The sequence below is a fragment of the Aliiroseovarius sp. M344 genome (genome assembly GCF_025140835.1).
Lineage (GTDB): Bacteria > Pseudomonadota > Alphaproteobacteria > Rhodobacterales > Rhodobacteraceae > Aliiroseovarius.
The window spans coordinates 2,473,559-2,495,731 of the sequence record NZ_CP081153.1 but is presented as its reverse complement, the minus strand read 5'-3'; the positions used below and the strand labels follow the sequence as shown (position 1 = coordinate 2,495,731).

At 57.0% G+C, this 22,173-nt stretch carries 20 protein-coding genes and 1 tRNA gene; 15 read left to right on the top strand and 6 right to left on the bottom strand.

What is annotated here, in order from left to right; translation table 11 throughout:
• The 6 genes from sucD to lpdA all read left to right on the top strand — a co-directional run bounded on the left by sucD (nucleotide 1) and on the right by lpdA (nucleotide 7,646).
• Nucleotides 1-885, top strand: a complete 885-nt coding sequence (gene sucD / locus K3556_RS12195; protein ID WP_260517049.1) for a succinate--CoA ligase subunit alpha — start codon at nucleotides 1-3, stop codon at nucleotides 883-885.
• A gap of 60 nt (nucleotides 886-945) precedes the next feature.
• Nucleotides 946-3,924, top strand: coding sequence for a 2-oxoglutarate dehydrogenase E1 component (locus K3556_RS12190; protein WP_260517048.1), 2,979 nt, complete (start codon nucleotides 946-948; stop codon nucleotides 3,922-3,924).
• A 3-nt stretch (nucleotides 3,925-3,927) separates the two neighbouring features.
• Nucleotides 3,928-5,430 carry a 2-oxoglutarate dehydrogenase complex dihydrolipoyllysine-residue succinyltransferase gene (odhB, locus tag K3556_RS12185; RefSeq protein WP_260517047.1) on the top strand — a complete coding sequence of 501 codons (1,503 nt, stop codon included), beginning with the start codon at nucleotides 3,928-3,930 and terminating at the stop codon, nucleotides 5,428-5,430.
• Nucleotides 5,430-5,786 (top strand): hypothetical protein, encoded by a 357-nt coding sequence (locus tag K3556_RS12180; RefSeq protein ID WP_260517046.1) that lies wholly within the window; start codon nucleotides 5,430-5,432, stop codon nucleotides 5,784-5,786. The genes odhB and K3556_RS12180 overlap by 1 nt, the downstream gene beginning before the upstream one ends.
• Nucleotides 5,783-6,172 carry an MAPEG family protein gene (locus K3556_RS12175; RefSeq protein ID WP_260517045.1) on the top strand — a complete coding sequence of 130 codons (390 nt, stop codon included), beginning with the start codon at nucleotides 5,783-5,785 and terminating at the stop codon, nucleotides 6,170-6,172. The genes K3556_RS12180 and K3556_RS12175 overlap by 4 nt, the downstream gene beginning before the upstream one ends.
• An 88-nt stretch (nucleotides 6,173-6,260) precedes the next feature.
• Complete coding sequence (gene lpdA / locus K3556_RS12170; protein WP_260517044.1) at nucleotides 6,261-7,646, top strand: dihydrolipoyl dehydrogenase; 1,386 nt, start codon at nucleotides 6,261-6,263, stop codon at nucleotides 7,644-7,646.
• Nucleotides 7,647-7,732: 86 nt separating this feature from the next.
• Here the strand turns inward: lpdA and K3556_RS12165 are convergent, their stop codons facing one another.
• Together K3556_RS12165 and K3556_RS12160 are read right to left on the bottom strand one after the other, a co-directional pair.
• On the bottom strand, nucleotides 7,733-9,277 hold the full coding sequence (locus tag K3556_RS12165) for a sodium:alanine symporter family protein (RefSeq protein ID WP_260517043.1): 1,545 nt from the start codon (nucleotides 9,275-9,277) through the stop codon (nucleotides 7,733-7,735).
• A gap of 22 nt (nucleotides 9,278-9,299) precedes the next feature.
• A complete protein-coding gene (locus K3556_RS12160) occupies nucleotides 9,300-9,734 on the bottom strand; it encodes a universal stress protein (RefSeq protein ID WP_260517042.1) in 435 nt (144 codons plus the stop codon).
• Between the two features lie 146 nt (nucleotides 9,735-9,880).
• On the opposite strand from K3556_RS12160, the gene K3556_RS12155 reads away from it, so the two are divergent.
• Nucleotides 9,881-10,336: an Lrp/AsnC family transcriptional regulator gene (locus K3556_RS12155; RefSeq protein ID WP_260517041.1), complete on the top strand. Its 456-nt coding sequence runs from the start codon at nucleotides 9,881-9,883 to the stop codon at nucleotides 10,334-10,336.
• 16 nt (nucleotides 10,337-10,352) lie between these two features.
• Here K3556_RS12155 and K3556_RS12150 read toward each other — a convergent pair whose 3' ends face one another.
• Together K3556_RS12150 and K3556_RS12145 are read right to left on the bottom strand one after the other, a co-directional pair.
• Nucleotides 10,353-11,006: a GntR family transcriptional regulator gene (locus K3556_RS12150; RefSeq protein ID WP_260517040.1), complete on the bottom strand. Its 654-nt coding sequence runs from the start codon at nucleotides 11,004-11,006 to the stop codon at nucleotides 10,353-10,355.
• 48 nt (nucleotides 11,007-11,054) lie between these two features.
• Nucleotides 11,055-11,786 carry a M48 family metallopeptidase gene (locus K3556_RS12145; RefSeq protein ID WP_260517039.1) on the bottom strand — a complete coding sequence of 244 codons (732 nt, stop codon included), beginning with the start codon at nucleotides 11,784-11,786 and terminating at the stop codon, nucleotides 11,055-11,057.
• Between the two features lie 127 nt (nucleotides 11,787-11,913).
• Here K3556_RS12145 and K3556_RS12140 point away from each other — a divergent pair, with 127 nt between their 5' ends.
• The 8 genes from K3556_RS12140 (at nucleotide 11,914) to K3556_RS12105 (ending at nucleotide 17,592) form a co-directional block, all read left to right on the top strand.
• On the top strand, nucleotides 11,914-12,237 hold the full coding sequence (locus K3556_RS12140) for a TIGR02300 family protein (RefSeq protein WP_260517038.1): 324 nt from the start codon (nucleotides 11,914-11,916) through the stop codon (nucleotides 12,235-12,237).
• 98 nt (nucleotides 12,238-12,335) lie between these two features.
• Nucleotides 12,336-12,411 (top strand) — tRNA-Ala (locus K3556_RS12135).
• A 109-nt stretch (nucleotides 12,412-12,520) separates the two neighbouring features.
• Nucleotides 12,521-13,177, top strand: coding sequence for a phosphoglycolate phosphatase (gene gph / locus K3556_RS12130; RefSeq protein ID WP_260517037.1), 657 nt, complete (start codon nucleotides 12,521-12,523; stop codon nucleotides 13,175-13,177).
• A gap of 71 nt (nucleotides 13,178-13,248) precedes the next feature.
• Complete coding sequence (phnD, locus tag K3556_RS12125) at nucleotides 13,249-14,223, top strand: phosphate/phosphite/phosphonate ABC transporter substrate-binding protein (protein ID WP_260517036.1); 975 nt, start codon at nucleotides 13,249-13,251, stop codon at nucleotides 14,221-14,223.
• A gap of 66 nt (nucleotides 14,224-14,289) precedes the next feature.
• Nucleotides 14,290-15,078, top strand: a complete 789-nt coding sequence (gene phnC / locus K3556_RS12120; protein WP_260517035.1) for a phosphonate ABC transporter ATP-binding protein — start codon at nucleotides 14,290-14,292, stop codon at nucleotides 15,076-15,078.
• Nucleotides 15,075-15,887 carry a phosphonate ABC transporter, permease protein PhnE gene (phnE, locus tag K3556_RS12115; protein ID WP_260517034.1) on the top strand — a complete coding sequence of 271 codons (813 nt, stop codon included), beginning with the start codon at nucleotides 15,075-15,077 and terminating at the stop codon, nucleotides 15,885-15,887. Before phnC ends, phnE (K3556_RS12115) begins: the two co-directional genes overlap by 4 nt.
• Complete coding sequence (gene phnE / locus K3556_RS12110; protein WP_260517033.1) at nucleotides 15,887-16,702, top strand: phosphonate ABC transporter, permease protein PhnE; 816 nt, start codon at nucleotides 15,887-15,889, stop codon at nucleotides 16,700-16,702. Before phnE (K3556_RS12115) ends, phnE (K3556_RS12110) begins: the two co-directional genes overlap by 1 nt.
• The gene (locus K3556_RS12105) at nucleotides 16,666-17,592 is read left to right on the top strand and encodes an HAD-IIA family hydrolase (RefSeq protein ID WP_260517032.1); all 927 of its coding nucleotides are present in this window, start codon (nucleotides 16,666-16,668) and stop codon (nucleotides 17,590-17,592) included. The genes phnE (K3556_RS12110) and K3556_RS12105 overlap by 37 nt, the downstream gene beginning before the upstream one ends.
• A gap of 85 nt (nucleotides 17,593-17,677) precedes the next feature.
• Here the strand turns inward: K3556_RS12105 and K3556_RS12100 are convergent, their stop codons facing one another.
• Together K3556_RS12100 and K3556_RS12095 are read right to left on the bottom strand one after the other, a co-directional pair.
• Nucleotides 17,678-18,778, bottom strand: a complete 1,101-nt coding sequence (locus K3556_RS12100) for a hypothetical protein (protein ID WP_260517031.1) — start codon at nucleotides 18,776-18,778, stop codon at nucleotides 17,678-17,680.
• Complete coding sequence (locus K3556_RS12095) at nucleotides 18,775-22,167, bottom strand: D-Ala-D-Ala carboxypeptidase family metallohydrolase (RefSeq protein ID WP_260517030.1); 3,393 nt, start codon at nucleotides 22,165-22,167, stop codon at nucleotides 18,775-18,777. Before K3556_RS12095 ends, K3556_RS12100 begins: the two co-directional genes overlap by 4 nt.
• Nucleotides 22,168-22,173: the final 6 nt, after the last annotated feature.

Here is a 22,173-nt window from a genome sequence, read left to right as displayed (position 1 = left end):
ATGGCAGTCCTTATCGACGAAAACACCAAGGTCATCTGTCAGGGCTTCACTGGCTCGCAGGGCACCTTTCACTCGGAACAGGCGATTGCCTATGGCACCAAAATGGTCGGCGGTGTGACGCCGGGCAAAGGTGGCCAGACGCATCTGGACCTTCCGGTCTTCAACTCGGTGCACGAGGCTAAGCACGTCACCGAAGCCAATGCTTCCGTGATCTATGTGCCGCCGCCCTTCGCAGCGGATTCGATCCTTGAAGCGATCGACGCTGAGATGGAACTGATCGTTTGCATCACCGAAGGCATTCCGGTGCTGGACATGATGCGCGTTCAGCGCGCCATCGAAGGGTCGAAATCGCGCCTGATCGGCCCGAACTGCCCCGGTGTCATCACGCCCGACGCCTGCAAGATCGGCATCATGCCCGGCCACATCCACAAACGCGGCTCGGTCGGTGTTGTGTCGCGCTCTGGCACGCTGACCTATGAGGCTGTGAAGCAGACCTCGGATATTGGTCTGGGCCAATCGACGGCTGTCGGCATCGGCGGTGACCCCATCAAAGGCACCGAGCATATCGACGTCTTGGACATGTTCCTGGACGACGACGAAACACACTCGATCATCATGATCGGTGAAATCGGTGGCTCGGCAGAAGAAGAAGCTGCTGAATTCCTGGCCGAACAGAAGAAGAAAGGCCGCTGGAAGCCAGTTGCCGGGTTCATCGCTGGCCGCACGGCACCTCCGGGCCGCCGCATGGGCCACGCTGGCGCAATTGTTGCCGGTGGCAAAGGCGGTGCCGAAGACAAGATCGAGGCCATGCGCGCCGCTGGCATCATTGTCGCCGACAGCCCCGCCACACTGGGCGAGGCCGTGCTGGAAGCGATCGGTAAATAAAAATCCCCTACGCGTGCCCCTTTCCCGGGGCGCGCGTTTACCAATTTTTAGGTGACCCCCATGACGGATCAGAGCCCCAACGACCTTTTCCATGCGTCAAGCTTCATGCAAGGCCATAATGCCGAGTATCTGGAACAGCTCTATGCCCAATATGCGCGCGACCCCAACGCGGTGGATGCCGCGTGGCAGGCGTTTTTTGCCGAACTTGGGGATGACGGCGGCGATGTGACCGCCGAGGCGGCCGGGCCGTCCTGGGCGCGGGGCGACTGGCCTCCGATGCCGACCGGTGACCGTGTGCACGGGCTGGATGGGCAGTGGCCAGAAGAGCCTCAGATCGAAGCGAAAGCAGCGGGTAAGAAGATCGAAGCGAAAGCCGCAGAAAAAGGTGTGAAACTGTCCGACGATCAGGTCAAACGTGCCGTGCTGGACAGCATTCGTGCCTTGATGATCATCCGGGCCTATCGGATCCGGGGCCATCTGGCAGCCGATCTGGACCCGCTGGGTATGCAAGAGAAATCGTCTCACCCCGAGCTTGATCCGGCATCATACGGATTCACAGAAGCAGACATGGATCGCCCGATCTTTATCGACAATGTTCTGGGTCTGGAAGTGGCCTCGATCCGGCAGATCCTCGACATCGTGAAGCGCACTTATTGTGGCACTTTCGCGCTGCAATATATGCACATCTCGAACCCTGAAGAAGCGGGCTGGCTGAAAGAGCGGATCGAAGGCTTTGACAAGGAAATCCGCTTCACACAGGAAGGCCGAAAGGCGATCCTGAACAAGCTGGTCGAGGCTGAAGGCTTCGAGAAGTTCCTACATGTGAAATACATGGGCACCAAACGGTTTGGCTTGGACGGTGGTGAAGCGCTGATCCCGGCGATGGAGCAGATCATCAAGCGTGGTGGTCAGCTTGGGCTGAAAGACATCGTGATGGGCATGCCGCACCGTGGTCGTTTGTCAGTTCTGGCCAATGTGCTGCAAAAACCCTATCGCGCGATCTTCAACGAGTTTCAGGGCGGCAGCTTTAAGCCCGAGGATGTCGACGGTTCGGGCGATGTGAAATATCACCTTGGCGCCAGTTCCGACCGCGAGTTTGACGGCAATATCGTACACCTGAGCCTGACCGCGAACCCCTCACACCTTGAGGCGGTCAATCCCGTCGTGTTGGGCAAAGTGCGCGCCAAGCAAGAGCAAATTAACGACAAAAACCGCGATCAGGTTCTGCCGATCCTGCTTCACGGCGATGCGGCATTTGCCGGTCAGGGTGTTGTGGCCGAAGGTTTTGGTCTGTCCGGCCTTGTCGGCCATAAGACCGGCGGCACGATGCATATCGTGGTGAACAACCAGATCGGCTTTACGACGGCGCCCCACTTCTCGCGCTCGTCGCCCTATCCGACGGACATTGCCTTGATGGTGGAAGCGCCGATTTTCCACGTGAACGGGGATGATCCGGAAGCTGTGGTGCACGCGGCCCGGGTTGCCATCGAGTTCCGCCAGAAGTTCCACAAAGACGTGGTGCTGGACATCTTCTGCTATCGTCGCTTCGGACACAACGAAGGCGACGAGCCGATGTTCACCAACCCGCTGATGTATAAGCGGATCAAGAAACATGCCACGACGCTTCAGATCTACACTGACCGACTTGTGAAGGACGGGCTGATCCCTGCTGGCGAGATCGAAGATTTGAAAGCAGCGTTCCAAGCCCGCATGAATGACGAATTTGAAGCAGGCCGCGACTATAAGCCGAATAAAGCGGATTGGCTTGATGGGCGCTGGTCACATCTTGATCGTGAAAGCGACGAGTATCAGCGCGGTAAGACTGAAATCTCGTCCGAAAATCTGGCCGAGATTGGAAAGGCCCTCAGCACAGCACCGGAAGGGTTCCCGCTGCATAAAACCGTGGGACGGCTGCTGGATGCCAAGAAGGCGATGTTTGACAGTGGCACCGGATTTGACTGGGCCACCGGCGAAGCGATTGCTTTTGGGTCGCTGGTGACTGAGGGTTTCCCGGTTCGTCTGTCCGGGCAGGACGCCACACGTGGCACGTTCAGTCAGCGCCATTCTGGGTTTGTCAATCAAGACACCGAAGAGCGCTATTATCCGCTGAACAACATTCGCAAAGGTCAGGCGCGTTACGAAGTCATCGACTCGATGCTGTCTGAATACGCGGTGCTTGGGTTTGAATACGGTTACTCGCTGGCCGAACCCAACGCGCTGGTGATGTGGGAAGCGCAGTTTGGTGACTTTGCCAATGGCGCGCAGATCATGTTCGACCAGTTCATTTCTTCGGGCGAGTCAAAATGGCTGCGGATGTCCGGGCTGACCGTCCTTCTGCCGCATGGCTTCGAAGGGCAGGGACCGGAACACAGCTCGGCCCGGCTTGAACGCTTCCTGCAGATGTGTGGCGGAGACAACTGGATCGTTGCCAACTGCACCACACCCGCCAACTATTTCCACATTCTGCGCCGTCAGCTGCATCGCGGTTATCGTAAGCCACTGATCATGATGACGCCAAAATCGCTTTTGCGTCACAAGCTGGCTGTGTCGGATGCCAAGGACTTCACCGAAGGGTCCAGTTTCCACCGCGTGTTGTGGGATGATGGCGACCGGGATAATGGCACCGGTCGGTCCGAGGCCAAGCTGGTCACTGACAAGAAGATCAAGCGCGTCGTGATGTGTTCCGGCAAGGTCTACTATGACCTGCTGGAAGAACGTGACCGCCGTGGCATCACCGACGTCTACCTTTTGCGCCTCGAGCAGTTCTATCCCTTCCCGGCTATGTCGCTGGTTAAGGAACTGGAACGGTTCAAGCAGGCAGAAATCGTCTGGTGTCAGGAAGAACCGAAGAACCAGGGTGCCTGGTTCTTTGTCGAACCGAATATCGAATGGGTGCTGACCCGTATCGGGGCCAAGCATTTGCGGCCCGTTTACGCAGGTCGTCCGGCATCGGCATCGCCGGCCACCGGTCTGGCATCTCAACACAAAGCACAACAAGAGGCGCTCGTTGACGCGGCGCTGAACCTGGAAGGGAAATAAGCCATGAGCATCGAAGTAAGGGTCCCAACACTGGGCGAAAGCGTCACCGAAGCCACGGTTGCCACTTGGTTCAAGAAACCGGGCGATGCGGTGGCGGTTGATGAAATGCTCTGCGAGCTTGAGACTGACAAAGTGACCGTCGAAGTGCCGTCGCCCGCTGCGGGCACGATGGGCGAGATTGTTGCCGCCGAAGGGGAAACCGTGGGCGTGAATGCGCTGCTGGCCACCATTGGCGAAGGCGAAGGGGCGGTCCCCGCTCCCGCTGCAAAGCCAAAGACAGAAGCCGCGCCGCCTGCGTCAGGTGGCGAAGGTCAGGCCGTTGACGTGATGGTTCCCAGCCTTGGCGAAAGCGTCACCGAGGCGACGGTGTCCAGCTGGTTCAAGCAAGTTGGTGATAGCGTCGCGCAAGACGAGATGCTGTGCGAACTTGAAACCGACAAGGTCTCGGTCGAGGTGCCGGCGCCCGCCGCTGGTGTTCTGACTGAAATTCTGGCCGCCGAAGGCGCGACCGTCGATGCCTCGGCCAAACTTGCCATTCTTTCGGCAGGCGGCGCTGCGGCAACCGCGGCCCCTGCCGCCAGCGCCCCTGCTGCCGCGTCGTCCGCCGCGACGACAGGCAAGGACGTCGAGGACGCGCCGTCCGCCAAGAAGGCGATGGCCGAAGCCGGTTTGAAATCGGGTGACGTTCAAGGCACGGGCCGTGATGGCCGTGTGATGAAACATGACGTTGCTGCTGCGCTAGCTGCGCCGAAAGCAGCGCCCTCGCCGGCACCTGCTCCGGCAGCGCCACGCCCCGCCGGGGACGTCGCGCGCGAAGAGCGGGTGAAAATGACCCGCCTGCGCCAGACCATTGCGCGCCGTCTGAAAGACAGCCAGAACACCGCCGCCATGCTGACCACCTATAACGAGGTGGACATGACCGAGGTGATGGCGCTGCGCAACGAATACAAAGCCGAGTTTGAGAAGAAACACGGCGTGCGTCTGGGCTTCATGTCGTTCTTCACCAAGGCTTGCTGTCACGCGCTGAAAGAAGTGCCTGAGGTGAACGCCGAGATCGACGGCACCGACATCGTTTACAAAAACTACGTAAACATGGGTGTCGCTGCTGGTACGCCAACTGGCCTTGTGGTGCCCGTGATCAACGATGCTGACGCGATGTCCTTTGCGACGATCGAGAAGGCGATTGCCGAAAAGGGCCGCAAAGCCCGTGACGGCAAACTGTCGATGGACGAAATGCAGGGCGGCACCTTCACCATCTCGAACGGGGGTGTCTATGGCTCGCTCATGTCCTCGCCGATCCTGAACCCGCCGCAATCGGGCATCCTTGGCATGCACAAGATCCAGGACCGCCCGATGGCGATCAACGGCGAGGTCGTGATCCGCCCGATGATGTATCTGGCGCTGTCCTATGACCACCGGATCGTGGACGGCAAAGGCGCCGTGACGTTCCTGGTGCGCGTGAAAGAGGCGCTGGAGGATCCACGTCGGTTGTTGATGGATCTTTGATGACCGAGAACATGTGTATAGGCCGTTTGATTTCAGCGACATTTTGCGTTGCGGCTTTCGCTGCGCAACCCGTTGTCGCTGAAATGTCACTTGGTGAGATGATGACGACCCAACTAGACATGTTTGGTAGTGAGCCGTGTTTTGACTTAATGGTCTTGCAGGACAACTTCTCGAATTCAAACACCTTGGAGTTCGAGAAAGTTATGTTTTGGCATAGCTATGTTATCGCAGTAGGCGATACTCGATATCCAGACAATGATGATCGTTTTATCCGTGCCTTGAGGCTTCTGGCGGAGGAGTGCCTTAAGAATCCAACAAAACCGATTTCTGAAATCGTACGGCAGGTTAGCAATTGACCCCCGAACTCAGCATCCTCGCCCTCGCGGGCCTGCTGCAAGTGGTCCAGTTCTGCATCTACTCCGTTCTGGCGCAGATGCAGGTGGGCACGAAATATGCGGCGTCCTCGCGCGATACCCCGCGTGAGCTGAAGGGCAAGGCGGGGCGGGCGCAGCGGGCGTTGAACAACCATTTCGAGGGGCTGATCCTGTTCACCGCTGCCGTGGCGGTGGTGACGCTGTCGGGCCAGTCCACCGCAACCACCCAGACCTGCGCTTATCTCTATCTTGCTGCGCGGATCGTCTATCTTCCCGCTTACCTGTTCGGCTGGACCCCGTGGCGGTCGCTGATCTGGGCCGTGGGGCTGATCGCGACGGCGGTGATGTTGATCTCGGCGCTCATATGAATATCACTAGGTAAAAACATGCTCCGGGGTGCGCGAGTGGTCGGCTGGTTGCAGCCACGTCCGGACCCCAAACGAAAGGACAAGACACATGGCAGACTATGACGTAATCATCATCGGCGGCGGCCCGGGCGGCTATGTCTGCGCGATCCGTTGTGCTCAACTGGGCTTGAAAACCGCGTGTGTCGAAGGGCGCGAGACGTTGGGCGGCACCTGCCTGAACGTCGGCTGTATCCCCTCGAAGGCACTGCTGCACGCGAGCCACAGCCTGCACGAGGCCGAGCACAACTTTGCCAAGATGGGTTTGAAGGGCAAAAGTCCCTCGGTCGATTGGAAGCAGATGTTGGCTTACAAGGACGACGTGATTGGTCAGAACACAAAGGGCATCGAGTTCCTGTTCAAGAAAAACAAGGTCGACTGGCTAAAAGGCTGGGGGTCGATCCCGGCCGCCGGTCAGGTCAAGGTCGGTGACGAGGTGCACAACGCCAAGAACATTGTGATTGCGTCAGGCTCTGAGCCGTCGAGCTTGCCGGGTGTTGAAGTGGACGAAAAAGTCGTCGTAACCTCAACCGGCGCGCTTGAGTTGCCGAAGGTTCCCAAGAAGATGGTTGTCATCGGCGCGGGCGTGATCGGGCTGGAAATGGGTTCGGTCTATGCGCGTTTGGGGTCAGAGGTGACGGTGGTCGAATTCCTCGACATGATCACGCCGGGTATGGACGGTGATCTGGCGAAAACCTTCCAGCGTGCTTTGAAAAAGCAGGGCCTGAAATTTATCATGGGCGCGGCGGTTCAGAAAGTTGAAGCCACCAAGACCAAGGCCAAAGTGCACTACAAACTTCGCAAGACCGACGCGGAAGAAATGCTGGATGCAGATGTCGTGTTGGTTGCCACCGGGCGCCGTCCCTTCGTGGATGGGCTGGGGCTGGAAGCCACGGGGGTCAAGATGACAGAACGCGGCCAGATCGCGACGGACCATTGGAAAACATCAGTTCCGGGTATCTGGGCTATTGGTGACGTGACCGAAGGCCCGATGCTGGCCCACAAGGCGGAAGACGAAGGCATGGCCGCCGCCGAAGCCATCGCCGGACAGGCTGGGCACGTGAACTATGATGTCATTCCCGGCGTCGTGTATACCGCGCCCGAAGTTGCCAGCGTCGGCAAGACCGAAGAGCAGCTGAAGGAAGAAGGTCGTGCCTATAAGGTCGGCAAGTTCAGCTTCATGGGCAACGGCCGCGCGAAGGCTGTGTTCCAGGGCGAGGGCTTTGTGAAAATCCTTGCCGATAAGGATACCGACCGCGTGCTGGGCGTGCACATCATGGGCCCCGCAGCCGGCGATCTGATCCACGAAGCTTGCGTGCTGATGGAGTTCGGCGGCTCTGCCGAGGACCTCGCCCGCACATGCCATGCCCACCCAACCTTCTCGGAAGCGGTCCGCGAAGCGGCACTGGCTTGTGGGGATGGCGCAATCCACGCGTAAGGGCGTTCAGGCCTACATTAAAAAAAGCCACCGGATCACTCCGGTGGCTTTCGTTTTTTTGGCACATCGCTGTGTCGCGTTTCAGATCAGACGAACTTCTTGATCTCACCTGATTTCAGGCGTGACAGATAGCTGTCCAACTCGCGCTTCACGATCGGCATCAGGCAGTAAAGTGCCACGATGTTGACGACCGCCATGGCGAAGATCGCTGCATCCGAGAAGTCGATGACCGGACCAAGATTGGCCGAGGCGCCGATCACAACGAAGATGCAGAAGATGATTTTGAAAACCAGCTCTTTCGTGTGGCCTTCACCAAACAGGAAGGTCCAGGCTTTCAGGCCATAATAGGACCAGCTGATCATCGTCGAGAAGGCGAACAGGATCACCGCGATGGCAAGGACGTATTTGAACCAACCAAAGGACGCCGAGAACGCCGCCGATGTCAGGGCTACACCCTTGTTGCCGTCAATGGTCTGGATGGTCGCGCCGCCTTCGTCCAGCAGATACAGGCCGGTTGCAGGATCGCTGACCAGTTGACCTGTGATGATGATCACAAGCGCTGTCATGGTGCAGATCACAACCGTATCGATGAACGGTTCCAGCAAGGACACGAAGCCCTCGGTGATCGGCTCTTTCGTCCGCACTGCCGAGTGGGCAATCGCAGCCGAACCAACACCAGCTTCGTTCGAGAACGCCGCCCGTTTGAACCCTTGGATCAGCGCACCAACCATACCGCCAGCAACACCAAGACCGGTGAAGGCACCAGCGAAGATTTGACCGAAAGCCCAGCCAATCATGTTGGCATTCATCAACAGGATGACCAAAGCGGTCAGGACGTAAAGCACACCCATGAATGGGACGACTTTTTCTGTCACGCTGGCGATGGATTTCAGACCGCCCACGATCACCGCAAACACGATGACAGCGAACACGATGCCGGTGATCCAGCCTGGGAAGTCACCAACAACATTGGCGATTTGCGCGTGTGCCTGGTTGGCTTGGAACATGTTCCCACCGCCAAGCGCACCCAGAATACAGAAGACCGAGAACAGAACCGCCATGAACTTGCCAGCTGGCAGACCACGTTCGGCAAAGCCTTTGGTCATGTAATACATCGGGCCACCGGAAACGGTGCCGTCTTCGTATTCATTTCTGTATTTCACACCCAGCGTACATTCGGTGAATTTCGAGGCCATGCCCATCAGACCCGCTAGGATCATCCAGAACGTAGCACCCGGTCCACCAATGCCGACGGCTACGGCTACGCCAGCGATATTACCAAGCCCGACGGTGCCGGACAGCGCAGTCGCAAGCGCTTGGAAGTGGCTGACCTCACCTGCGTCATTGGGGTCCGAATAGTCACCCTTGACCAGTGAGATCGAGTGCGGGAACGCCCGGAACTGGATCAAGCCGAAGTAAATCGTGAAGATTGTAGCAGCAATCACCAACCATGCCACGATCCAAGGAAAGGACGTGCCGGGGAAGGGGCTGAAGATGAAGTTGACGAACCAGCCTGTCGAACTGGCAAACATATCGTTGATTTTCTGGTCCATGGATTGGGCCATTGCAGGCGCAGTCGCTGCCAACATGACCGGCGCGGTTAAGGCCGCTGCCTTGAATGTTCTATTCATAACTATCCCTGTTCGTTATTTTTTATGGAACGATTGTCACGGGCACTGGCGAAATCTGTGCCAGCGTGCCTGCAACAGACCCGAAGATGCGCGACGACAGGCCGGAACTGCCGGTTCTGCCAACCACGACTTGCGTAGCACCTTCTGCCTTGATGATGTCGCACAGCGTGTCGGCGATTCCGCCATATTTCAGTGCTGTCGAGATCTCGACCCCGCTGTTTGCCAGCTCTTTTACAACGGGCGCCAGCACAGCTGATTCCGCGCGGGCCAGTTCTTCGCCGCGACGTTTGTGCCGCTCTTCCAGCTCGTTTGGTGTCAGGAATGAGTAAGGCGACCATTCAAGCACATGCGCGATCACGATGGACGCGCCCTTTGCTTTAGCCAGTCCGATCGCGAAATCCAGCGTCGCTTTCGAACTGTCACTGCCATCGTATCCGACGACGATCTTATTGGACATTTTCTTCCTCCCTTGGGTGAACGTGTCACGTGTTAAGTAAGTCTAGACTAGCAATGGTTGACTTGGAAAGGTTCCTTATTTTCTTGCTTGAAGGGAATTTTTACGTAAAAACTACTATCCTGTGAAAAAAAACAGGAAAATTTACAATGGATAAGCTAGACACTCGTATTCTTTCCATTCTGCAGTTGGATGGGGCGATTTCGATGTCCAAGTTGTCAGACAAGGTGGGATTGTCCATTTCGGCCTGCCATCGACGCGTCAAATTGTTGGAAGCGGATGGGTCGATTACCAATTATGCCGCGCGTTTGAACCGCAAGGCGATCGGTCTGGAAATTCAGGTGTTTATCGAAGCCAAACTGGTCAGCCAGCGCCGTGAAGACATACAAGCCTTCGAAGATGCCATCCTTGAGATGCCAGAAGTGTTAGAATGTCATCTGATTTCGGGGGAGTTCGACTATCTTCTTAGGGTTGCGGCGAAAAACACTGAAGATTACGAAAAACTTTATCGTGAAAGACTGTCGTCCATTCCGTCATTTGCGCAGATGAAAACGCTGCTCAGCCTGTCGACGGTAAAAGAGTTCCGGGGATTTCATTTGGAATGACGCAGGGCTGGGCCGGTCAGTCAGTGACCAGCATCCTTAACCCTTGCGTCACATCCGTGCGCACCGCCAGTCGCAGCGCAGGTTCGTCACCGGCAGCAAGCGCTGACAGAATCATCCGGTGGTGCCTTTGAAGGTCCGTGCGTTGGCGACGTGCATAAAGGGCGCGCATCGTCGGGCCAAGCTGCAGCCAGACGGTTTCGGCCACCGCCAGTATCGCCGGCGCTTGCGCGCGGAGATAAAGCGTTCGGTGGAATTCCAGATTGGTGCGCAAATACCCGACTGCATCCTGTTTGGCGACACATTCAGATACCCGCGCGTTGATGGCGCGCAACCGGTCGATCAGTGCCATATGGGCGCGAGGCAGGGCGCGTGCGGCCAGCTCAGGCTCCAGAAGCGACCGCAAAGCCGCGAGTTCCTCAATCCGCTCGGCCGTCAGGTCCGGCGCCGAAACGCGCCCTGAACTGGAAAGGGTCAATGCGCCTTCTGCCGCCAGCCGCCGCACCGCTTCGCGGGCTGGGGTCATCGAAACATCGTATTCCTTGCCGATGCCGCGGATCGTCAGGCTTTGGCCGGGATCCAGCTCGCCATGCATGATGCGTGACCGCAGGCTGCGGTAGACGCGCTCATGTGCGCTGGCGGTGTCGGATTGTTGGCGGGGTTGAGCTTGCATAATGTAATTGTGATCACAAATCTGCGCGAGGTCAATAAGCCCAAGAGGTCAATCGCGAAACCGATATCGGTGCAAGTGTGGCCCGTTGTCGCGAAGCCATGATCGTGGGACCTGATAATCTGGGAAAATCGCGCTGACCTGCGCCCAGAATGCAGAGGAATGATCCATATGAACCAGATGCGCGACCTCATGTGCGGCAACGTAGGCCAACACAGTTTCAGGCGCCATCACCAGCCGCCAGGAATACATCAGATTGCCTTCGGAGCTGCATGACCCCCACCGGGAACGCGTGTCGCGCAGGGTCAGACGGCCAAACTTGCGACCGACCAATTGCGCATAATGGTCGCTTGCATGTGCCAGACGATCCCGTGCTTCGCGCTTCAACAATGCTTCAAGCCGCGCGGCTGTCTGACGATCATCACCGGGTGGCAACAGAATCTGCCCGTCCGCCACACGTGCGGCCCGCAAGGGGGCCTCTATGATCTGATGGGGGTGTCCCAAAAACGGCACGGAGTCCCCGGTGACCGGGCGCAGTTCTGGCACCGTGTCCGCCAAATGCTCGCGTATCCAATTTGCGCGTTCCTGTGCAAAGTGGACGGCCTCGCGTCGTGATGCGCCCTGCGGCACCGTCAACGTGACGCGGCCGTCCAGTTTCGACACCCTGAGCGACAGCCGACGCGCGCGCGACGATGGCCGCAATTGTACCGATACGGCGGGCGTGCCTGCCAAATGCACCTGCTCAGCCTCGATCAATCTGTCTGCCTTCTTTGACCAGAACATTTGGTCCCTTTTTCCTTACAAATGCCACGGTATCCGCCCATAAAGGGAAAAGCCTTTGACACCTCTGCACACATGTGGCAGTTGCGGCAAATCTCGCACGACTTAGACAGAACGGAAAGGGTTTTACATGCCCAAGGAAGAATGGGGCGTTAAACGCGTCTGCCCAACCACAGGTAAACGTTTTTATGACCTGAACGCCAATCCGGTGGTAAGCCCATATACGGGTGAGGTTGTGAACCTCGAAACCGGCAAGGCATCGCGCACTATGGTTGCCGACAAGGAAGACAAAGCCGCGATGAAGGACGATCTGGTCGAAGACGCAGATGCTGTTCTTGAAGACGACGATGATGATGTCGATGTCGATCTGGGCGATGACATTCTAGAGGACGACGATGAAGATGACGTCTCGCTTGACGACATCGCGGATGTCGCAGCAGACGACGACGACTAAGTCGGTATTGAATTTATTGCAAAGGCGTTTTTTTGGGCTTGAACCCATAGTCGCCTTTGCATAAATACCGCGCATTGACGGCGAGAACGCCATCGAATGGGGCCTTAGCTCAGTTGGTAGAGCGCTTGCATGGCATGCAAGAGGTCAGCGGTTCGACCCCGCTAGGCTCCACCATTTTCTCAACCTGTTTCAACGTGCTCCCTTACGACCTTTGTGGTCGTCGACAGCTTTCACTCGTGTCGTCTCTGTGGTGCAGCAAGCCGGAACGCGCTAAGAAACCAATATGACAGCACCTGAAGCAATCGTTTTTGATCTGGACGGCACCCTCATTCATTCAGCGCCCGACTTGCAGGCCGCAGCGAATGTAGCTTTGGCGGCGCTTGGACGCCCACCACTAGATCTGGAGACCACGATTTCATTCATCGGGAATGGTGTAGAGAAATTGGTCGAACGGAGCTTGAAGGCTACTGGTCAGTTTAACGAAAGTTTGCATGCAGACGCTTTAGAGCTTTTTCTGCGCTACTATGAACAGAACATGACGACTTTGACGCGACCCTACCCGGGGGTGGTTGGCAACCTTGAACGGTTGCATGCAGCCGGCGTTGCGCTGGGTGTGTGCACAAACAAGCCGACAGGTCCTGCCATAAGAATATGCGAGGAGCTTGGTCTGGCTCGTTTTTTTGGGGTGATCGTCGGGGCCGAGCCAAACCTGGCAAAGAAACCTGACCCTGCCCCATTGCGTGGTTGTATTGCTGAACTTGGTGCCACCCTGAACAGGTCGCTTTATGTCGGGGACAGTGCCGTTGATTTCCAAACGGCACGAAATGCTGCCGTGCCGTTCCGGCTCTTTACCAATGGCTATCATAACGGCAAATGCGAGGATGTCGCGCCAACCGACCGTTTTAGTGATTGGGCAAAAACCGACTTCCTCATGCAATAACAGCAGTTGAATTATTTCTTGCTTGTTAGCGCTATTCCGCTCTAGCCTCGTCGCCTAGGGAGGATAATTTCATGAAAGTAACGACAACACTTCTGTCTGGCGCGGCCTTGGCCTTTAGCCTTGCGGTGGCAGGACCCGCAGCTGCGCAAGACTGTCCGCGTGGCACATTGGATGAAAGATTTTGCGATGTCGACGGAGATCTTCTGGCGGATACACCCACTGATCCGGCCGAACAACTGGACCCCGACACACTGATCTTCGCCTATACACCCGTTGAAGATCCTGCGGTTTACAAAGAAGTCTGGTCTGAATTCCTGACGCATATGGAAGCAGAGACTGGCAAGTCCGTACAGTTCTTCCCTGTGCAAAGCAACGCGGCGCAGATCGAAGCAATGCGCTCGGGTCGCCTTCACATCGCCGGCTTCAACACCGGGTCAAACCCATTGGCTGTGAACTGTGCTGGCTTTAATCCATTCACCATTATGGCGTCACTTGACGGGAATTTTGGATATGAGATGGAAATCATCACCTATCCAGGCTCTGGAATTGAAAAGGTCGAGGATATCAAAGGAAAGCAACTGGCCTTTACGTCGCCCACGTCGAATTCCGGCTTTAAAGCACCGTCAGCAATCTTGAAGGGTGACTTTGATATGTTGCCCGACCGTGATTTCGAACCGGTCTATTCTGGCAAGCACGACAACTCCATCCTTGGGGTGGCCAACAAAGACTATGTGGCGGCCTCCATTGCAAACTCGGTCAAGGCGCGCATGATCAGCCGCGATGTCATCAAAGAAGACGACGTCAAAGTGATCTATAAGTCCCAGACGTTTCCAACCACCGGATTTGGAACAGTTTACAACCTGAAGCCAGAGTTGAAGGAAAAGATCCGCAATGCCTTCTTTAATTTTGATTGGGAAGGGACGAAGCTGCAGGCCGAGTTTGAGAAGTCGAACGAAGGCCAATTCCTAGAGATGACTTACAAGGAATTCTGGGATGTGATCCGCAAGATCGACGCCGCGAATGACGTAAGCTACGCCTGCGAATAAAGTTTGTTGGGGCGGATCAATCGGTTCGCCCCACCCAATAACAATAACTGGGGCGGGGAGGCTTTCATGCTGCGGCTTGAGAAGCTCGTGAAGACGTATAAAACCGGGGATCAGGCGCTGAAGGCAGTCGATCTGGAAATCCCAGAAGGTCAGGTTCTGGCCCTGATTGGCCCATCAGGCGCTGGGAAATCGACGCTTATCCGTTGCATTAACAGGTTGGTCGAACCAACCTCCGGTAAAGTCTATCTTGCCGGTACGGAACTGACCGGTTTGTCGTCAGGTTCGCTTAGAAAAGAGCGGCGGCGCATGGGAATGATTTTCCAGGAATACGCTCTGGTTGAACGCCTGACGGTGATGGAAAATGTGCTGTCTGGCCGGTTGGGCTATGTCGGGTTCTGGCGCAGCTTTTTACGCAAGTTCCCGCAATCTGATGTGGATGAGGCGTTCCGTCTTCTTGACCGGGTCGGGCTTGCGCATATGGCCGACAAGCGCGCCGATGAGTTGTCAGGCGGCCAACGTCAACGGGTCGGTATCTGCCGCGCACTGATCCAGAACCCGGCTCTTTTGTTGGTCGACGAACCCACCGCTTCGTTGGACCCCAAAACCTCGCGCCAAATCATGCGACTGATCTGTGAGCTTTGCAAAGAACGTGGGCTCGCGGCGATTATCAACATCCATGATGTCGCGCTAGCACAGATGTTCGTGCAGCGCGTTATCGGATTGCGCTTCGGGGCCGTTGAATTTGACGGGCCGCCAGAAGGGTTGACCCCCGATGTACTGACCACGATTTATGGCGAAGAAGATTGGGAAGCCACGATCGAAAAAGTCGATGACGAAGAAGAGACCGTAGAATGAATACGGAACTCGAGGCCATACTGGGAAAGCCCTGGAAGAAACAACCTTTTGTAAAGCGTCCGTGGCTGCGTTGGCTTTTGCTTGTCGGGTTCTTGGCCTACATGGTGGCCGCAGTCATGACAATCGAGGTGAATTGGTCACGCGTTTACGAAGGTCTGGAACGGGGCAAACAGTTCGTGCTGGCGTTCACCAGCCCCGATTTTACATCACGTTCTGGCGACATCTGGGACGGGATGATTGAAAGCATTATCATGACCGTCGCATCTTCCGTCGTCGGTATCGCGATTTCCATCCCCATTGCGCTGGGAGCCGCGCGTAACGTCGCCCCATTGCCAATTTATTTTATCTGCCGCGGCATCATCGCTGTGTCCCGTGCCTTGCAGGAAATCATCGTGGCCATCCTTCTGGTCGCGATTTTTGGATTTGGGCCGCTTGCGGGCTTCCTGACGCTCAGCTTCGCAACGATTGGGTTCCTGTCGAAACTGCTGGCTGAAGACATCGAGAGTATGGACCGCGTCCAGGCCGAGGCCATCAAGGCGTCAGGCGCTAAATGGATGCAGTGGATCAACTACGGCGTGCAGCCGCAGGTCATGCCCCGCCTCATCGGGCTTTCGATGTATCGCCTCGACATCAATTTCCGTGAAAGTGCTATTTTGGGGCTGGTCGGTGCCGGTGGCATTGGCGCGACACTTAACACTGCCTTTGATCGGTATGAGTATGATACCGCTGCGGCCATTCTGTTGATGATCATCATCATTGTTATGGCGTTGGAATACATGTCGGGCGTCATCCGGGCGAGGGTGCAGTAATGCCAGTTCTTGAACAGAATGAACTGAAACTATGGCAGCGCCGCACAGGCCGCGAAAGTCTGTTTCACTGGGTGCTCTGGCTAACGGGTGTGGCGATTTTTGCCTATTGCTGGCAACAGATTTCCGCATCAACCACATGGTTTTTTGTTTGGGACGCTCCTCGGATTGCCAACGATATATGGACGCGCGCAACGCCGCCGAAATGGTCATACATTTCGCAACTTGGCAAACCCATCTGGGACACGCTGAACATTGCAACTCTTGGCACAATCATTGCCCTGATCCTTGCTGTGCCCGTGGCATTTGCGGCCGCCCGGAACACCACGCCGTCGAAGCTTCTCATCAGGCCGGTTGCCTTGTTGATCATTGTCTCGACGCGTTCGATCAATTCGCTCATCTGGGCGTTGCTGCTGATCGCGATCATTGGCCCCGGCGTCTTTGCGGGTGTGGTTGCCATCGCGATCCGGTCGATCGGCTTTTGTGCCAAGTTGCTTTATGAAGCGATTGAAGAGATCGACGAAACACAGGTCGAGGCGGTCACCGCAACCGGGGCCACCCGTTGGCAAGTCATGGCATATGGCATCGTGCCGCAGATTTTGCCAGCTTTTGCGGGAATTGCGGTTTTTCGTTGGGACATCAATATTCGTGAAAGCACTGTATTGGGGCTTGTCGGCGCGGGAGGTATCGGACTGCAATTGTCGTCCTCGCTGAACGTGCTGGCGTGGCCGCAAGTGTCGCTGATTCTATTGGTCATTCTTCTTGCCGTTGTGATCTCTGAATGGGTGTCAGCAAAAGTCCGGGGCGCGATCATTTGAACATGCCAGAAGCTTTTGCGGCTTACGAGGCCGTGCGGCATCGCTTGCCAGCGGTGCAACGTGCCGGTTCAGTCCAAAGGCTGCCTGACCTAGGAGGGTTAGCCGACAGCATCGACACGTTTCTGCTGGATGCTTTTGGCGTGCTGAACATCGGCGAGACGGCAATAGCGGGCGTTCCCGAACGTGTGGCTGGCCTGCAAAAAGCAGGAAAACGCGTGATCGTGGTTTCGAATGCGGCCGGATATCCTCACTCGACCTTGATGGAGAAATACAAACGGCTCGGCTATGACTTCGCGCCAGAGGACGTCATCACGAGCCGAAAGACGGTGCTGCACGCTTTGTCATCCGAACCCAAAAGACGCTGGGGGGTTGTGGCTCAAAAAAGCTTTGGTCTTGAAGGGCTGGATCATCTCGATATGGCTTTTCTTGGGGATCATGCGGCGGATTATGACGACGTTGAGGGTTTCTTGATGCTCGGCAGTTCCAACTGGACTGACGACCGGCAAACGCTTTTGGAAGCCTCGCTTGCCCGCAACCCGCGTCCCGTATTTGTCGGCAATCCTGACATCGTCGCACCCCGAGAATACGGGTTTTCGACAGAGCCGGGTCACTATGCCCATCGGCTTGCAGACCAGACGGGCATTGAACCGCGGTTTTTTGGCAAGCCTTTCAAGAATATTTTTGAACTGGCGTTTGCGCAGCTTGGTCCCGTTGATCCCGCGCGCACGGTTATGGTTGGCGACAGCCTGCACACAGACATTTTGGGTGGGCAGGTTGCGGGTATCAAGTCCGCATTGATTGCTGGCTTCGGCTTTTTTGATGGCCATGACTTACACACGCCGATTTCAACGTCAGGTATCATCCCGGACTATATTCTGGGCCGGCCCTGAAACCTCGATCCGACTGTTGCGACTGCCCCAATGCGGCGCTCGCAACTGAGTTATCGACCGTGGGCATCGACTCCGTCTTGACTGTCTATTCAAACATCGAAAGCTCGACAAACGAGCCAATCGCACTGACCAGGATCGGGGATACGATTGCAAGGATTGCCTTGAAAGCATCCAAACTGGCAATGCGGTTGATGTTGAAACCTTCCAATTTTGCCCCCAATTCGTCTTGACCAACCTCACTTGCGGCGCGTTTGAAGCGCTCAATCCGCACGCGCAGGATCAGGCTGACCGGCATATAGTAGGACAAGATCAGAACGGTGTAGGTCACGCCGCGAAACATCGACAAGGAGTTGATGACCCCGTGATGTGCTGCGCGCAGCTTTTCATCCGTGATCATAGCGTTTGGCCATGACATCCAGGACAGCACGAGCACCATGCCGGTGGTTAGCAAAACACCCGAACAGTACAGATACCGCTGCGAGGTCTCTTGCGAGACTTGCAGCGCCTGTGCCTCGATGATCAGCCCATCATCTGTCGTCAGGTCGACCTGACGTGGGCGTGCCAACGACAGGACCATGCCGGCAATGATCGCGGCAGCGGACAGTGAGGTCAGGATGTTCACATGGTTCAGCAGGTATTTCATTGCAAAGAATGCACCTTGACCGGCGCAGGCATCGGCCAGTGCCCCGCCGGGGGCACAGCCGGGCAAGTTCCCAGTGCCAAGTGTTGCGCGAAACAGCTCGTTGCCCAGAAGATAGTGGCTTTCAAAGCTGGCGGGCATCCAGTCAGGCTCAAACGTGGAAAAGCTGAGCGACACAATGATCACCACTACGATCCCGACCAGCGTGTAACAGATCGACCGCAGCGTATGCCGGGCGTAAAGCTCTGCTGTGAACACAGCCGTCAGGGTGACGGTCACCGCAACGAAGAAGAACAGCGCGGCCAGAAATTTGTACCGCGCGTTCAACTCGACCAACGGCGAAAGCTCGTTCAGCGTCACGTCCGGCACCACCAACGAGGTGTCGCCAAACGTGCCAAGCAAGTATTCGGACGCCGTCAGCACCACGATTGGCAAAAGCATAATCAACAGGTGCTTGGGCGCGATCTGCAGCTTCCCGACTTTCAGCGCCGAACGCCCCTTGGCGTGCGATTGCTCAGGGGCAGGGGGATCAACAGGCTGGGTCATCCGATGTCGATATCCGCAATCAGGGTTTTACGCGTGTCTGCCAGCTTGTCGCGAATGATTTCACGTATATCGGCATAGATCGTCGGGCTGAGCGAAACCTTCTGCGCGGACAACCAGTACTCCAGCTCGTTCTTGCCCCAAGACACGAACAGGACGTTCTGTTTCTTGTCCTTGTAATTGAAGTTGAACGCACCCAACGCCATGCTGACGACGTCGCCTGACGCCTCGGCACTGCCGATCTGGAAATTTCCGCCGGTCGAGGTTGAAGTCTCGAAATCAAACAGCTTGATCTTGCCGTCATCCGCCGCCAGCCCGCGCAAGGCCTCCATCGCGCTTTCAACGATCTTGAACTGATTGCCGGTGGCCACTTGTGCCAGCGTGGCCAGGATCACCTTGTCGAAGCTGCCATTGCCTTTCATCTTCTGGCTGGCCTCGAACGGCGCGGCCTCGCGGGTCCAACCCATCAAGCTGAGCATCTCCATATAGGTTGCGTGCCAAGCCTCGCGATCCTTCACCGGATCGGCTTTGGCATCGGCGGCCCGTTGGGCGAATAGCGTGGACAGCAGCACATCCTCTTTCTGGCTGGGGGTCAGATTTTCAACGAAGGAAATCACGCTGGACGCGCTGACCGCGGCTTGCAGTGATTGTTGGTGTGCTGCGTTCTGCGACGTTGGATCGAAATCGTCGCCGGACCGGCTGACCGGGTCCGCAAAGGCCGAACCACGGGATTTCGCACCGGGTGCTGATCTGGGTTTGGCAAGCATGGTCGCGATCAGGATCGCGATCCGTTCCGCCAGATCGCGCGGTTCGCGTTTGTTCAAGGGCGAGGAACCAGACAGCTTGGCATCGCGGAATGCAGGTGGCCATGTGGGGTTCGTGCCGCGCGTGTCGATATGGGTAAAGCTGTTATACCTGCCGATCCCGCCTTTGAAGAACCCTTCTTTGTCGCGCAGCCACCGCAGCGCCTTGGCGACCTCGGGGGCTTTCATCCCGGAGACTTTGAAGTCCAAAGCGCAAAACTTCATATGTTGGCTTTGCTTCGCCCCGCCAATGCACGCGTTATAAGCCGGACCGCGATAGGCGTTGGTGATGGCGATCGGTTTGCCGATCCGGTCGCGGAAATGGTCCAGCGCCTGTGCGGTTTTGGCGATGTTGGTCCAGAGGTTGCGTGGCGGATAGGCGTTCTTGCCCTGACATTTCCCGCCGGGGGTCGAATGGCCGCCCCCAAGGATCAGAAACTCGTCCGTGCTGAAATTCTTCAATCGGAGCGACCGGATGAACCCGTCAAAGTCGGCATAGTCAGACCACTCTAACGCAGCTGTAGCACTTCGAAACCCTGCGCCACGTGATTTGGCTGCCAGGATCGCGTCAACCTCGGCGTCGGGTAGAAGGTCGCGTTCATCGCCTTCATCCTCGTCATCCATGGCGGGGGCGGTTGGTGCCGCACGCGATTTTGTTGCGTCGCTACAGGTGCTGGACGCCGTGCCGACAGGTTGCAGCGTAAACGGGCGATCCAGAACGAAATTCGGCTGTTTCAGCAACCGCTCGAACAGTTGAGGGGTTTGGCTGTCGCTGCCAATCTCCTCATCGATGGCGGCACGGAATGCGCGATAATCGCCATGAAAACGCCCGCTGTCCCACACCTGCAACAGAGCGCCGGTAAAGGCCCCGTTTTGCGGTCCGTCCATCGCATATTGCGTGTCTTTGCAGGCTCCAAGGTTCAGGACAGAGGCCTGAATGGGACTGCTTAGCGGTGCGGTCATGACGCTTTCTTTCATCGCGCTGTAAGATTTTGAGGCGGTGCGATAGGCCGCCTCGTTGGCCCGCCAGACACGGTCTTCGATATGCAAGGGCATCGCGCGGATCCGCGGGTCATGGGGCATGGCGCGACCGAACAGCTCGGTCGGGGCGGTCGGCCCGAACCGCGCCATCGAGCCTGAATGGCAGGTGTCCGGCACAACCAGCACACGCACGCCGTCCTTGAACTGCGTCCAAAGCATGTAAAGTTCGTCGTCTGCGATTTGGAAGTCGTAAAGGCACAGCGTTTCATCCATCCGCTGGCTGTCATCGTCGTGGTCTTCGTCCTGATTAAAGTCCGGCACCCGCCCGCCATGGCCCGAGACCGAGAGCAGGAACATATCGCCAGGGGACAGATCTTTCGCGGCGCGTTCGATCTGCTCGACCACGTTCTGACGGGTGGCATCACGGGTCAGCAGAAGCTCGGGCTTAAAGCCCTCGGACTCCGCGAGGCTCTGCATTGCCAGCGCGTCGGATTCGCAAGCGGTCAGTTGCCCGTCCCAGCCATCGTAGTGGGCGGGGTCAACGGTGTTGACGCCCACATGCAGAGACATTCCCTTCGCCGCGCCGCCCGCGATGAGCGGGGGGGCTTGCAGGGCGCGCGACAGCTCCGTCGCCGACCCGAACGGACCGCTGATCACAACCGGAGGACCGCTGCGCGCATTGGCAATGCGGTCAATCTCGCGGCGGAATTTCTGGGCGACGTCGCCATAACCTTCGCCGGTCGGGTGCAGCCCGTCAAACCAGCGGTGATTGCCCACCACCCCCCGGCAGTCGATATAGGTCACATGGGGCATGGAACGGGCAAGGCGACGCAGGCGCCGGTTGAACTGGTCCATCATCTCGGCGGCGATGGCCATTTGCAGCGACTTGTTGCGAATGCCGCGCGATTCCATGGGTTTTCCCAGCCACTTGTCCTTGTTTGGCACGGGATAGTCGTAGCCGTGGCACAGGATGCTGACATGTGGGAATTTCTGGTGCACGTCCCGGAACATCCGCCCGTAATGAGTCAGCGCATCGTCCAATAGCGCCTGAAACGATGGTAGCAGATAGTCTGCTGGAGCGAGGTCTGGGTCGAACGCTTCCAGATGTGCGGCAAGAGCACCACCCGCCACCAGATCGTTACCACCGCCGGACAGAAGCAAAATACCAGCGCCAGTTTCTTCCAGCGCGCGTGTGTATTCCTGCTTGTCTGCCATGCGTTTCAGAAGATCGCCCGCTGCGCCCAGCGAATATATCGCATAGCGGTGCATCAGGTGGTCGATCGTGTCGCGCAGGCGGATCGGATACTGAAACCAACTGTCCCCTTCGGACACGATGATCGGGCCATCATACCCCCGCGCGAGCTTTTGTTGAAACACGTTTCTGCGGCTCATTCGCGCAAACCAGTTGGCCGAGTTCATCAGCGCAGCCGACCGCTGTGCGGCGTTCGGACCACGCGGTATCTGCACTGTCGCCGGGTTCAGCTTGAAATGCGGATCGAAAGGGCCTGACCGCTCCTCGTCGAGTATGAAATACTCTGAGAAATCGGTATCATCGGCGTCCAATTCCGCCATTTTCGACATCAGTTGTTCGACTGTGATCTTGGTCATTGCTGT